This window comes from Vibrio paucivorans (assembly GCF_054053395.1).
This window is the reverse complement of sequence record NZ_CM133230.1, coordinates 1,422,993-1,435,794: the sequence shown is the minus strand read 5'-3', so window position 1 is coordinate 1,435,794 and position 12,802 is coordinate 1,422,993. Positions and strand designations below refer to the sequence as shown.

Here is a 12,802-nt window from a genome sequence, read left to right as displayed (position 1 = left end):
AAGAAGTCAGCTACTTGGTATTAATGATGGCACCCAACTTAAGGGTCGCGGCGATATTTCTAGCGGTACGAATCACGTTGCTATTGGCTTCGTTCAGCACTTGTTCAATGCTTTGTGGGGAGCGAACAGTGGCAAAAGTGCTATCAATTGTGTTGTACATCTCTTCAACTTCCGTCCCTAACGAGCCCGCTATACCAATGACTGGAATCGACTTAGCCTTGGCACGTTTTGCAATGCCAAATGGTGTTTTGCCTTGCAAGGTTTGATTGTCCATTTGACCTTCACCTGTGATCACCAAATCCGCTCGCTCGATAACCTTATCGGCGTCTAACGCATCTAAAATCATCTCAATGCCCGGCTTGATTTGAACATCAAATAGCAGCGATAACCCCAATGGTGTACCGCCCGCCGCGCCAAAACCAATATTTTCACTGCGGTCGATACCAGTGGTACAAGACGCTACCTTGGCAAAGTGAGTCAAACAGCGGTCTAGCTGGTTAACCAAGCTTATTGATGCGCCTTTTTGCGGGCCAAAAATTGCACTTGCTCCGTTTTCACCAATCAAAGGGTTAGCAACATCGCACGCCACAATGAACTCCACTTGAGTACAACGCGGGTGAATATGGGACAAATCGATACGCTCTAGAGAAACAAGCGCAGCTCCACCTATTGGTAACTCATTACCATCTCGGTCCAACAAACGTCCGCCTAAGGCTTGTACAATACCTGCTCCGCCATCGTTGGTAGCACTGCCGCCTAAGCCCAACATAATTTTGCTTACCCCCAGATCCAACGCTTCTCGGATAAGCTCACCGGTGCCATAAGTGGTCGTTACTGCAGGATCACGTTCGCTAACATCAAGCAAATCCAAGCCAGATGCCGCCGCCACTTCAATCAGAGCGGTGTTCCCGTTGTCGAGCAGCGCCCACTGTGCACTAACCTTCGAATCAACATGAGTTTCTAAAGGGCCAGTAACGGACGAGATTCGCATTTCACCAACTAACCCTTGCATCAGTACGTCAACTGTCCCCTCGCCTCCATCGGCGAGAGGAAGATGTACGTATTCGGCAGTCGGAAAAACTTGGGAAAAACCTTGCTCAATGCACTCACAAACCTGCTTGGCTGTCAGTGACTCTTTAAATGAATCGGGAGCAATCACTATTTTCATTGAACGCACTCTCTCTATAGAAGTAAGAACAAGAACGCTGAAATTAGTAGGCCTACTCCAAGAACGATTGGATAAGCAATTTGGCTAATGTCTTTTGTCATTTCTGGTTCTTCTTGCTGCTGTTTCGCATCTGAAGTCACTTCACTTTCCAATTGGCTACTTTCATCAGTCTCGAATTGCTGAGTATTTTCCTCTTGAGAGCTGTCGTCCTCCGCACCAAACAATTTCATAATTTGTTGAGTCGAGTTGGCTGCTAATAGCTCATCACGGAAATCATCATCAACAAGTGACGAGGTTAGTGTCGTCAACACTTCCATATGCGTGGAGCCAGCTTCCGCAGGCGGGATCGCTATCAAGAAGATCATGTTGACTGGCTCATCACCATCGATGCCTTGCCACATCAGTTCGTTTTTCACAAAAGCACAAGCAAACACAGGCTCAATAACCGCAGGTGATTTACCATGTGGTACCGCTAAATATTCTCCTAAAGCAGTCGGACCCTCTTCCTCACGTAGCAATACGGCATCTAAGAACTGCTGCTTATTGGTTAATTTTCCTGCTTGGTCTATCTTATCTGTCAGTGCATTAATTGCTACAAATCGGTCGTCGAACACTGCATCTAACAGGATTAAGCTTTCAGACGTTAAGTTAGATAATTTCATGTGTGATTCCTTATTGCGCTTTAGCGATATGACTTTGCACTTGAGCAGAACAAGCTTGTTGTTTCAGCCAAACAAATTGATACGGTTTTAATGTAAAGACGTTCTCTAATGACTCGTCACTGATCAGATCATGTCCGCCCTCTTCGAGACACACGATTTGCGAAGATTCACTCAAGTTCACAGCAAATCGAATTGACTCTGTGCCTTCGCCGCGCTGGAGTGCAAATACCTTATCGCCAATCTCTAAGATCGTCTGGCTAGACAGTGGCGAAAACGCTGATTGAGTCTTACGAAGCTGCACCAATTCATTCATCTGGCTATAGACTTGCTGGCGTAACGAACCCATCTCGGCGAGCTCAACCTCCAACTCATCTAGATCGAACTTCTCGCGGTTGATTCTGCGGTTGATACCTGAGTCCAACATACCTTGAATATCGTTTTCACTGCCCAATAAGCTGTGATAATAAATCGCTGGCACACCGATAAACGAAAGCAAAATAGATTGTGCGGCTAAGAACTTCTTCGCTTTAAAATCATCGCTGTCTTCTGCATCAGTTAAAGCACTTAAGTAATTGATATTCAATTCGTAAGGCGATTGCGTGCCGTCACCATTATTCTTGTAATTTACACGTCCACCTTTTCGCTCGACCTGCTCACACATTAAAAGGCGATCTTCGTTACTCAGAATACCTTCTGTTGGACGAACCCCCACTCCATCGTGGCTAGCAAGGAAGTTAAAATAAGTCGTCTTTCGACCTTGCTTTAATGACGCCATGGCTTCGTCGGTTAAGCCTTTCGCCCATTCAGTTAGTATTGAGCTGTTTTGACTCATAAACGCATGCAGAGTTAAAGGTGGCAGCGGGAACTGATACACCATGTGCGCTTCGTTTCCCTGCCCAAAGTACGAAATATTTTCTTTGTGCGGTACGTTCGTTTCGGTGATTAGCAGTGCCCCAGGGATCGCTTCATCAAAGATGATTCTCCATAGTTGGATGATTTGATGCGCTTCAGGAAGATGGATACAAGTACTGTTAAGCACTTTCCAAATAAAGCCAATCGCATCCAAACGAATTGAGCGGCCACCGTTGGCGGCATACATCAGCAGAATATCAATACTTTCTAACAACACTTTAGGGCTGCGGAAATTGATATCAATTTGGTCATCCGAGAAGGTTGTCCATACATAAGTGGTCTCACCCGAAGCCTTACTAAACGGTGTCAGGAGCGGTAATGCGCGGGGGCGCGTAACACTCGAGTAGTCTAGGCTTGGGTCAGACTCAACAAAGTAATCTTGATATTGCTCATCACCAGCTAAATACGCTTGAAACCAATCACTGCTTTTAGAGATGTGATTGATAACGCAGTCGTACATCAAATCGAAATTTTCAGATAAAGCGTTAAGGTGCTCCCAATCACCTAGCCTTTCATCGATTTTTCGGTAATCAACCACGCTGAAACCGTCATCAGAGGTATATGGGAACATTGGCAAAATATGAATATTGCTGATTGAGTCCTTCAAGTACTTATCAGCAAACGACTTCATACTGCTTAACGTTTTTTCACCGCCACGAGAAAAGCTGTCGCCGTAAGTAATCAGGTATGAGGTGGTTTCATCAACCCACTGTGAATACTTTGGCGCACTTGGTTTCCATTTCTCAATCAAGACTAAGATTTCTTGAGTAATCGAATGAGCATCCTCTTCGCCATAAATGTCAGCAACTTTATTGAAGATTGTTTGTTCAATCATGTCTCTGTCCTTATTGGGTAACGGAAAACGTTACACGTAAATCGATGCTGTTGTTTGACTTAACCACAGCGTTAAGTGTGCGCTCGTCATTTGTAGCGTCTACGTATAATTTTGGTTGTTCTCGGTAATCCACCAACTCGACGTGAGCAAATTGATTGAACGCAGTCAGATCCAGTTCGATAGCTGAAGACGTCGGGTTAAATAATCGAATGATCACTGCGTCTTTGTTGTAGAACGAGTGGCCAATGCTCGATAACTCCAAAGGTTGCTCTAATGAAAATAGGCTGAATGACTCCAAACGCTTGCGTGAGTCAAATCGAACTTGGAAGCGTTCTAATCGGTTTTCAAAACTATTTAGTGTTTGCTTTTGGTAACTGAATGGCACGTCGAGGTATTCTCGCTCTAGCTGACGAATCGTGTCGTGGTTAGCATCTTCAGTTAAAGCCAAAGCAAAGCTAAATTGCATAGACTTTTGCAGCTGCGCATCCGGAGTGTGGACCACGGTATTGTTGATGCCCGAAGCTCGGCCTGGTCGCCACTCTAAGTCATCTTTACCCAGTACTCCGGTCGACTTGAATAGAGTTAGTGCAACCTTATCTGAGCTTTCTCCTTTGACGATCTGGAACTCTTTAAGCCCGCTGCCGTTAATCACTAGTGCTTTATCTTGTTCTGCTAACGCTACAGCCCCTTCTGTAGTTTCGATATCGATTGGACATTCACGGAACTTCTGCTGCCAACCTTCAATTGACGGTTCAATTGGGCGCTCCATCAATGCGAATGGCTGAGTACTAATAGAGGTATTGGACTGCACGTCAGAGTTAACCAACACACGAACTCGGTGATCTTTCGCTTGGTTGAGTGTTGTGATGTTCACTACTAGCTGCTCACGACCTTGGCTAAGCGTTAGGCTTACCTCAAATACCGCTTGATGATCGTTCTGGTTTGCAGTACGTGCGTTGAGATCGACAGGAATGTCGAGTGTCGCGCATACCGTCATCACCTGCTCTGTTTCACCAATCTGCGTTTCAACAAGCTCGATGGATTGGTTAAATAATGGAGTGTCACCTTGTAACGGTGAGAAATCATACGAGTCGCCATCATCCGCCTGCTCTTCAAACGTAAGAAGTTGAGGAATAATACGGCTAGTCTTTTTATCGATTAACTGAAGCTGGCCGCCTTCGCACGTCAACATAAGCGATTCGTTTTCAATCGCAGTTTGCTTACGGACCTCCACTTGACGGTTGCTCACATCGCTTGGCTGAACTTCAAATACCTGATAACCCATTGCAGGTAAATCATTCACTGAAATGTTCAATTCAAAACGGTAGTATGGTGGAACCGCCACTTCTTTCTCACCGTCTTTCGTGACTTCAATGACTTTACCGCCATCTAACGTCTCACGTTTAAGTACTTCGATAGCACAGTGTCCATTGCCATCTGAGATTGCGATGTTTTCATGTGAACTGAACACCACAGCCTTTACTAGGCCTGTGTATGGTTGAAGTTGACCGTTGAACAGCATCAGTTCGTCGTCATGACAGCTACTCGCGATTTCTTTGATCACTAGGTTATACAAACCGTGACAGATTTCTTGAGCCTGCTTTAGGCGGTGCATGATGTCGGCATTGGTGGCATCACTATTACAACCACCAATGCTATCGTGAGCATGGCATTCAAGGATCTTCTTCCAAGCGATATCGATAAGTTCGGTGTGTACAGTAATGCCTTGCGCTTTCGCAATCGCTATCACGACTTCAAGCTTCTTGATTAAGAACTGCTCCACATCGAAGTTGAGTTTTTTTATGTCGTATCGAACTGAACCAATCGTCTTATGAATTCGGGCATAGCGCGGCGCCTTAAACTCACCATGATAAGTTTCAAAACTATCGCAGTTATCTCGCAACACATCCACAAACGCTTCCATTGATGAAATGGCATACACGTCTTGTTCTGGTGAACGCTGCGTCGCGGTTTGAAGTGTGTTTGGCAGCTCAGGATCAATATTGACTTGATCGCCACCTGATGGAATAAGCACTTCATCTAAGCCAGAAAGCGCCTTAATCTTCTCTACCATTGGGAAGATTTTTTTGTCCAAATGTTCCGCTGTCGCCACCATATTTTTTGCAGCGCCGTAGCCATGGACAAGGTTATAAGCGCAAATTTCATCTCCGCCTGCAGAGCACCAATTGAAGTTAGAGCGTTCTACCTGTTGGTCGTAATCAATCCCGCGCCAAAAGATGATGTTGTCGATCCCCATGCCTTTAAACAAAGTCGGCATTTGTGCATTGTGACCAAAGGTGTCAGGCAAATAACCCACCTTCATGCTATGACCTAAGCCTTCGGCGATGTGCATTCCGTATTTAAGGTTTCGGATGATCGACTCGCCCGCCACATTGTAAGTATCCGTTTGGGTGTACCAAGGACCAATAAACAGCTTCTTATCAGAAACCAACGCCGCCAGACGTTCGCGCATATGCGGTAGGACTTTGAGATAATCCTCAACAATAGATGATTGCCCATCAAGGTGATAGCAGCTATACGCTGGCTGAGTTTCCAACGTTTCGATCACTTTAGTGAAGTTATACGTCGCTAAGACGTCACTGTCTTGTTGGGTAAAATACCACTCACGATCCCAATGCGTATGTGGAATTACATGAATTTTAGCCATTGATCTATCTCGACTTGTCTTATTTTTTTGATTAAAGGGAAGCGAGCACTTCCCCCTATAATTGTTGATTAAAGAGTTAACCTAGTTAGGCATTAGTAGGTTGAGGTTTCGTACACAGCAGTAATGCAACTGCGATAAACCCTGAGCCAACAAACACAGATAAGGTGTAGCTAATTGGGTCTGATGAAAGGAACCACCCCCACACAGCAGGTAGTGGTAAGCTTTGGAAAACGTTTAGGACAACCGCAAGTTGAGTACCAATGATTGAGCCAAGGATCATAATTGGGATCATCTTAGGGTTCTTTAGAATGAACGGTATTGCGCCTTCTGAGATACCAATCATGCCAAGCATAAAAGAGGTTTTACCCACCGCTTGCTCTTCTGGAGTGAAGACTCGTTTGCGGAACTTACCATCTAGCATCGCAGCCAAGCCGACACCAATTGGTGGAATAACAATGCCTAATTCACGAGCGATAAGATCAAAGCCTTCGCTCATACCATTCAGGCCTAATGCAACTGAACCTGCTGCTTTATTAATTGGACCACCCAAGTCAAAAGCAGTACCCGCAGCAATTACCATCGAATAAATGCCTCTGCCTGCGTCGCCTGCCTCTGTAAATAAGGTGATCATCGCAAGGTTTACTGCGCCAAAAAACGGGTTAACCACGTATTCCATGGTTAGCACCATCACTACACCCGTTACGGCTGGTACCAACAACATGGTTTTGAGAGTGGTTAGATCGGTTCTTACTCGGATCACGTCGTTTAGGTAACGAACCAAGTAACCCACGAGGAAACCAATCGCGATAGCACCAAAGAATCCAGAGGGTGCCCACCCTTCTAAATCAAAAAACCTTTTATACGGCTCGTCTGTCATCAAACCGCCGATAAAGGCAGGAATAAGAGCTGGTTTGCCAGCAATAGAATAAGCAAGGTATCCGGCAAAAATTGGATACATGAACTTGATAGTCATGAAACCAAGTTTATCGAGGGTTTCAATCGGCGTGCCCGAAATATCAACGAACTCACCAGTGATTTTCGCCACCGCCATCAGCAAGCCACCAAGTACGACGACAGGCAGCATATAGCTGATACCCGTCATGATATGGCCTATTGCAACTTGGTAAGCAGAGCGTTTTTCATCATGCACTTCAACATCAGAGTCAGACTTCTCCTTACCACGTAGGAAAACCGTCGGAAGTAAATCATCCACTCGTTTAATTAGCTCTTGGGTACGAACTTGCAGTGGATTTGCGTTATCAAAACGTTCCATGTCCATGATTGGGACATCAACGGCCAATACTACGCCGTCTGCGGTGGCAATATCATGCGCCGTAAGCTTGTTCTTAACACCATCACTACCTTGTGTTTCAACCTTAACTTCATAGCCTTGCTTTTCAGCCCAACTTTGAATTTTTTTAGCAGCCATGAAGGTGTGCGCAATGCCTGTAGGGCAGGCGGTCACTGCAACCAGTTTTTTCTTACTCATGGTTTGGTACCTTGTTATTATCAACTACGGCTAGTATATGGAGCGTGAATGTGTGCCGACACAGTTTCATCGTACAACTTACGTATCACGGTACATCTGTGATTGAGGTCATGGTAATTTGCCTCATTTTCGCGCGTAATATTGATAGTTTCTTCAATAATAGCTGAGAGCAATGAACACATTTCAAGGCATAGAGCGAGCAATTTACGAATACTTGATTGGACACGCGAGTGAGCTACATGATATTTCCGCTAAGACCATTGCAAATAAGGCTTTAACAACAACCACATCGGTAAACCGCGTCTGCAAAAAGATGGGCTATGCAAGTTATACGGAGTTAAGATACAAGCTAGCTAATGAGCTCAAAAAAAATGTATCGACACCTGCAAGTCACATGAACCAACAACAAATTGCTGGGGTTGCTAGTACGTTAAAGCTGTCTCCTGTTGTATACCTATACTCACGCGGCGCATCCATAGTTAGCGTGAATTATTTGTCTCGTTTTCTGTCTTTAGCCAATGTGCCTCACTTAGTTATTACTGATATTCACCAACTCACTCGTGCCGAGCTCGGCACTCTACTTCTGATCAGTAAGTCTGGTGAAACCACCGCAGTCGTTGAAATGGCGCAAAATGCGAAGCGTAAGGGGCTTAAAGTGGTAGCAATAAGCCACCAAGGCTCAACACTCGATCAGGTATGCCACCAAAACGTAGCGTTAGAAGAACAAGTCGATGGCATCTCTCTTTATGGTAGGGAGTCTCAGATTCACACTTTGCAAATCGTCGACCAAATAGGAAAAGAACTGCTGACCTTCTAATTTCCCTATCCCAGTTCAACAAATGCAAAAAAGAGCAGCGACAATGCTGCTCTTTTGTTTTCTACAATATTTGGACAAGTAATATGCAGTGGACTCAAGTCATTAAAGGTTCATAACAAACCCTAGGCGTACCGCATAATCGTTTTCTCGGTTGCCATTAGAATCTACGTAGGTCTCATCGACAGACACTAGCTCCATGTATGGTGTCCAAGTTTCGTCGATCTTGTAGTTAACCATAACCGTGTGCTCCCAGTAATCATCGCGACCTGTACCTTGGTCAACGCCATCTTGGTAACGGTATCGAGGGTTATACATTAAGCCCACATCACCAAAGTTTTTCGATACCCAAATATCAAACTGGTTGGAGGCACCACGCGTAGTCCCACTACCATCTAAGTAGTTTTTGCCGTTGGCATCATTTGACCAGTTATAACGATAACGACCCGTTAAGGAGATGCCGTTTTCAAAACTTGTTCCTAGCTTCAGGTAAGGTCGGTATTCCGTCCAATCTGGCGCTGTTACCGTGACAAGACCTGGAGCCCAATACCACTGCTCATTAATTTGGAACTTGTATGTTGCTTCAAATTCTTGTGCCGCTGCTTTGAGGCCATTAGTGTCTTCATCGTTTGAGTCATTACCTGCAAAATAACCATCGTTATGGATTTGCGCAGCTTCCGCGCTAAAGTAAAAACCAGAATCGAATGTATGCATAAACTTCACTCGGCTATCACGGATATCCGATGCCGTGTTGTGACCAAAACGTACATCTAGTTTGGTTTCACCGGCAAAAGTAGGCATAGAAGAAAGGGCTACCAGAGTAGAACAAAGTAGAACTTGGCTTTTCATTTTTGACCTTTATATATTTTATTAGGATACGAGCTTTCGCTTTCGCCGCCACTATAAAACTCATGAATAAACTAAGTACAAAGTATCGTGATACATTCGTTGTATCACCGTTCGACTTGAATATCGGTCACATATAAAAACGCCAATACACACCATTCCTGCCACAAAGCGGCTCGACCATTTGTGGTGCATCGGTAAAAGGTAGCTCTTGCAACGTTACTTCTGCGAGCTCTTTTTCTACGGTAAACCTCGGTAGGTAAGATATGCCGATATTGCTCTCGACACATTTTTTGATGGTATTGATACTACTGATCTCAACCATATTATTGATATTGCGCTCTTGGAGAGTCTGCTAAAAGGTGATGCGAAACAGGCACAGTGGGCCGTTACTGATGAACCCAAACTCGATGTGTTGACCATTTTCTCAAAGTTTATCTGTTGCAAAAGAGGGGAAGCGACAAAAGCCAGAGGCTCTGGTTTAAAGTCATGCAGTGTCAGTTTGAGGCATTAATACCATACCTTGCTTGAAGTTTAAGTACATGGTGTGCGTGAGTGATGAGATATTCGTTGAAGTCGGCAATCAAATCCGGATCGTTGATACTTGAAAGATGATAGCTCCCACCTTCCGATTCTAATAGCTTGGTATTGATGTTTAAACTGATGGTTCTATCCATTTGCAATAACAAAAACTGACCTACGTTTCTGTCCATAACAACACCCTGAACTCTGCCTTTAAAAACCATTTCCAACAGGGATTCCGGACTATTCGCTTCTAAAACGCTCACCTGCCCGCTCTCAATGACCGGAAACAACTTCCAAGGGGTCATTCCTCTCACAATGCCTAGCCTATTAAAATCCGACAGCCTGAGCTCCTTGTCTTTTTGTTGCACAAACATGACTTCTTGTAACTCTATAATCGAGGAAGAATAACTGATGCTGTAGCCCTTTCGTGAATCGACGTTCCACAGGTCACTATCGGGAAACTTTGCATCAATTTCTCCGCCGTAAAACATTTTGTATAACCGGTTTATTGGCAAGGCTATGTATGTCACGCGATAACCGTAAGCTTGGCCAAAAGTATCGAATAGCTCTGGCACATAGCCGGTAAACGCATCCGCAGTTTCATCGTATGCGTACAGAGGGTAATAGTTGATATTTTCTATCCCGATCGTAATCGACTTCGAGTGGCTATGGGGAGAAATAAGGGCAAGCAGCAACAGCGCGAAACTCGGTAAACTTGTTGATTTCATGCTTTCTCCAACAGAGTCATCAGTGTCTAACAGTATAGACTCGAATTAGCAGGCATAAGTGCCTTGGGATTTTCGCGCCCTAGCCCACTGAAACATAAACCCGCACCACACTTAATTACGTAGCGTATTCGCCGTTAGATCACCCATGTCCATTGTGTTGCTAACGCAGCCCTTCAATAGTTCATTTAGGTAAATGATCGTAGTAGTACCTGCTCTGTAAAAGTTACGCTTTGCCAGTCTTATAAAATTATGTCTCACCCAAAATATAGGCATTAAAAACGTCCAAAGAACAGAGTTAAATAATCAGGTATCAACTCGTTAATATTTGGAATATATTTTCAACTTTACTATCAACCACTTAGCCCTTAGCATCCGCCACTAACCGATACTAGATTGAAGATATTTCACTCGAACACTTCGGATACAAAATTGCTGAGATCAGCTTATAACGTCGAAATTCTTAGGCTTTAAAAAACAACAATAAATACATTATATACCTTAAGAAAAGGTATAACTCACCCTAGCTCTCTGCAACCCAAATAAATAATCAGTAATTATTTACCACACTGATTGTTAATAAAAAACAAAATGGATATTTTTAACTCAACGGAAAACATATGATTACAGATAAAGCTCATTTAGAAAATTATTACAGCGACTTTTTGAAGTTAGAGAAGAAGCTGTTTGGTGTTGATTTCGACTATGCAATTGAGAATATTATTGAATGGTTTAAATCACCCTACTCTTTGATTTTTATAAAAGCAGGCCCAAGCAGAGAAGATTCAATCTCAGCGTATGGTAGTGTGATTATTATTAGCCATAACTCTTATCAACGGTTAATGGCTGGGCAAATAACAGAAGAGGACTTAGTACCGATAGAGAGGCCTTCAGAATCTGATGTAGCCTACTTCGCTTCAATATACAGTTGTATACCTTATGGAGCCGATCAAGTCATTCGCACCGCAAAGCAACAGTTGAGCACGCTAATTAAGGAAAAAGGTCTGAATATTGAAACCATATTTAGTATTGCGAGTACATCTAGGGGATTAAAACTGATTAAGAAACAAGGGTGGCAACAAACGCACCTTTACCTAGATAAATACCCTGTACTTAGTTGCCCAGTATCGGATTGGTTAAGTAAATAAGTCTCAGGGTTATTTATTGACTTGATTTCAACTAAAACTGAATCGCTATAAAGTACAATAGTCAATTAATATCCGTCATTAGAACTCAGCAACTTTCTTTATGAGTTCTAATGACTAATTCAAATAAGTACCAACTATTTTTTCTACCACGCCATTTTGTTGCTGCTCAAGAAGAACTTGGTTAAACCTTTCAATGAATGCCTGTTTGTACGGGTAATTCTCCGCTATCGCGGTGTAACCCAAATACCCTTGCTGCGAATCCACTTCCATGGCAGCGACTAACCAACTCGCATTGTTCAATTCACCTTGAGCGATGATCTGCTTCATCACCCATTTCACGGATAGATCCACATGTAGGTAGCAGTCGTTGCGCCTAGCTTCGAGCATTAATAAATTGGCTTTGGTGTCTTTTGCTTCTCTGATTTTTATTTTGCCGTCTTGTACCATCTTCCAGAATGCCTTTCCCCCCAAACCGTAACCACTGTTAATTCCTATTCTTAGTCCTTCGAAACTACTTGGCCAATCAAGTGGCTTACTCAGTTTTTCCGAAACTTGTTGGTGACAGTACACCACTACAGCTTCGGCAAGAATCGGCTGAGAATACGGAGCGATATAAGGCCTCTTCTTAGGGAAAGAATAAGGTGGCAGCAAAGCAAAGCCCTGCCCGTTCTCGAGCAACATTAAACCTCGACGCCAAGGAATCGGCTTAATAGTCACCTCAAACTCCGGTATGGCGGAGGCCACTTCACGCACGATATCTGGATAGATACCTGCCGCTTTTCCCTGAACACTGTAGCTGAACGGTGGATAGCCATCATCCGAATAAATGGTCACAGGTATCACCTGGTCTGACGAAAAACTAGTCAAGGGAAATGCCAATGCTAACAAGTAAAAAAGAACTCTCATGTGATATCCGAGCAACTGGAACACATAGATAAGCATAGTGACCATATTAAAACATTTCATTCTAGTGGCTACTCATAGCAGCAGCTGTAGCAAGCACACTTTGC

General features: G+C 43.8%; 11 protein-coding genes. 2 read left to right on the top strand and 9 right to left on the bottom strand.

The window, feature by feature from the left end; genetic code table 11:
- Window positions 1–10 precede the first annotated feature (10 nt).
- From ACXABW_RS06750 to ACXABW_RS06730, 5 genes are all read right to left on the bottom strand, one after another.
- Complete coding sequence (locus tag ACXABW_RS06750; RefSeq protein ID WP_457524710.1) at window positions 11–1,168, bottom strand: glycerate kinase; 1,158 nt, start codon at window positions 1,166–1,168, stop codon at window positions 11–13.
- A 14-nt stretch (window positions 1,169–1,182) separates the two neighbouring features.
- Complete coding sequence (locus tag ACXABW_RS06745; protein ID WP_457524708.1) at window positions 1,183–1,830, bottom strand: fructose PTS transporter subunit IIA; 648 nt, start codon at window positions 1,828–1,830, stop codon at window positions 1,183–1,185.
- A 10-nt stretch (window positions 1,831–1,840) separates the two neighbouring features.
- Window positions 1,841–3,577, bottom strand: coding sequence for a sugar phosphorylase (locus ACXABW_RS06740; protein WP_457524707.1), 1,737 nt, complete (start codon window positions 3,575–3,577; stop codon window positions 1,841–1,843).
- A 10-nt stretch (window positions 3,578–3,587) separates the two neighbouring features.
- Window positions 3,588–6,245, bottom strand: coding sequence for a glycoside hydrolase family 38 N-terminal domain-containing protein (locus tag ACXABW_RS06735; protein WP_457524705.1), 2,658 nt, complete (start codon window positions 6,243–6,245; stop codon window positions 3,588–3,590).
- An 85-nt stretch (window positions 6,246–6,330) separates the two neighbouring features.
- Entirely contained in the window at window positions 6,331–7,734 is a 1,404-nt protein-coding gene (locus tag ACXABW_RS06730) for a PTS fructose transporter subunit IIC (RefSeq protein ID WP_457524703.1), read from the bottom strand.
- 172 nt (window positions 7,735–7,906) lie between these two features.
- Between ACXABW_RS06730 and ACXABW_RS06725 the strand changes: the two genes are divergently transcribed.
- Entirely contained in the window at window positions 7,907–8,551 is a 645-nt protein-coding gene (locus ACXABW_RS06725) for a MurR/RpiR family transcriptional regulator (RefSeq protein WP_457524701.1), read from the top strand.
- Window positions 8,552–8,653: 102 nt separating this feature from the next.
- On the opposite strand, the gene ACXABW_RS06720 is transcribed toward ACXABW_RS06725, so the two are convergent.
- The 3 genes from ACXABW_RS06720 to ACXABW_RS06710 form a co-directional block, all read right to left on the bottom strand.
- Window positions 8,654–9,397 carry an oligogalacturonate-specific porin KdgM family protein gene (locus ACXABW_RS06720; RefSeq protein WP_265687286.1) on the bottom strand — a complete coding sequence of 248 codons (744 nt, stop codon included), beginning with the start codon at window positions 9,395–9,397 and terminating at the stop codon, window positions 8,654–8,656.
- Window positions 9,398–9,524: 127 nt separating this feature from the next.
- The gene (locus ACXABW_RS06715; RefSeq protein WP_265687287.1) at window positions 9,525–9,719 is read right to left on the bottom strand and encodes a LysR substrate-binding domain-containing protein; all 195 of its coding nucleotides are present in this window, start codon (window positions 9,717–9,719) and stop codon (window positions 9,525–9,527) included.
- A 172-nt stretch (window positions 9,720–9,891) separates the two neighbouring features.
- Window positions 9,892–10,647, bottom strand: coding sequence for a hypothetical protein (locus ACXABW_RS06710; RefSeq protein WP_457524699.1), 756 nt, complete (start codon window positions 10,645–10,647; stop codon window positions 9,892–9,894).
- Window positions 10,648–11,264: 617 nt separating this feature from the next.
- Here ACXABW_RS06710 and ACXABW_RS06705 point away from each other — a divergent pair.
- A complete protein-coding gene (locus tag ACXABW_RS06705; protein ID WP_457524697.1) occupies window positions 11,265–11,792 on the top strand; it encodes a hypothetical protein in 528 nt (175 codons plus the stop codon).
- A 114-nt stretch (window positions 11,793–11,906) separates the two neighbouring features.
- Here the strand turns inward: ACXABW_RS06705 and ACXABW_RS06700 are convergent, their stop codons facing one another.
- Window positions 11,907–12,626: a substrate-binding periplasmic protein gene (locus ACXABW_RS06700; protein WP_457524695.1), complete on the bottom strand. Its 720-nt coding sequence runs from the start codon at window positions 12,624–12,626 to the stop codon at window positions 11,907–11,909.
- Window positions 12,627–12,802 lie beyond the last annotated feature (176 nt).

Excerpts from the sequence above, each read along its gene's own strand:
- ACXABW_RS06740 (WP_457524707.1), bottom strand. The coding sequence starts at position 3,577 with ATGATTGAACAAACAATCTTCAATAAAGTTGCTGACATTTATGGCGAA.
- ACXABW_RS06745 (WP_457524708.1), bottom strand. The coding sequence starts at position 1,830 with ATGAAATTATCTAACTTAACGTCTGAAAGCTTAATCCTGTTAGATGCA.
- ACXABW_RS06735 (WP_457524705.1), bottom strand. The coding sequence starts at position 6,245 with ATGGCTAAAATTCATGTAATTCCACATACGCATTGGGATCGTGAGTGG.
- ACXABW_RS06705 (WP_457524697.1), top strand. The coding sequence starts at position 11,265 with ATGATTACAGATAAAGCTCATTTAGAAAATTATTACAGCGACTTTTTG.
- ACXABW_RS06730 (WP_457524703.1), bottom strand. The coding sequence starts at position 7,734 with ATGAGTAAGAAAAAACTGGTTGCAGTGACCGCCTGCCCTACAGGCATT.
- ACXABW_RS06715 (WP_265687287.1), bottom strand. The coding sequence starts at position 9,719 with ATGGTTGAGATCAGTAGTATCAATACCATCAAAAAATGTGTCGAGAGC.
- ACXABW_RS06720 (WP_265687286.1), bottom strand. The coding sequence starts at position 9,397 with ATGAAAAGCCAAGTTCTACTTTGTTCTACTCTGGTAGCCCTTTCTTCT.
- ACXABW_RS06750 (WP_457524710.1), bottom strand. The coding sequence starts at position 1,168 with ATGAAAATAGTGATTGCTCCCGATTCATTTAAAGAGTCACTGACAGCC.
- ACXABW_RS06725 (WP_457524701.1), top strand. The coding sequence starts at position 7,907 with ATGAACACATTTCAAGGCATAGAGCGAGCAATTTACGAATACTTGATT.
- ACXABW_RS06710 (WP_457524699.1), bottom strand. The coding sequence starts at position 10,647 with ATGAAATCAACAAGTTTACCGAGTTTCGCGCTGTTGCTGCTTGCCCTT.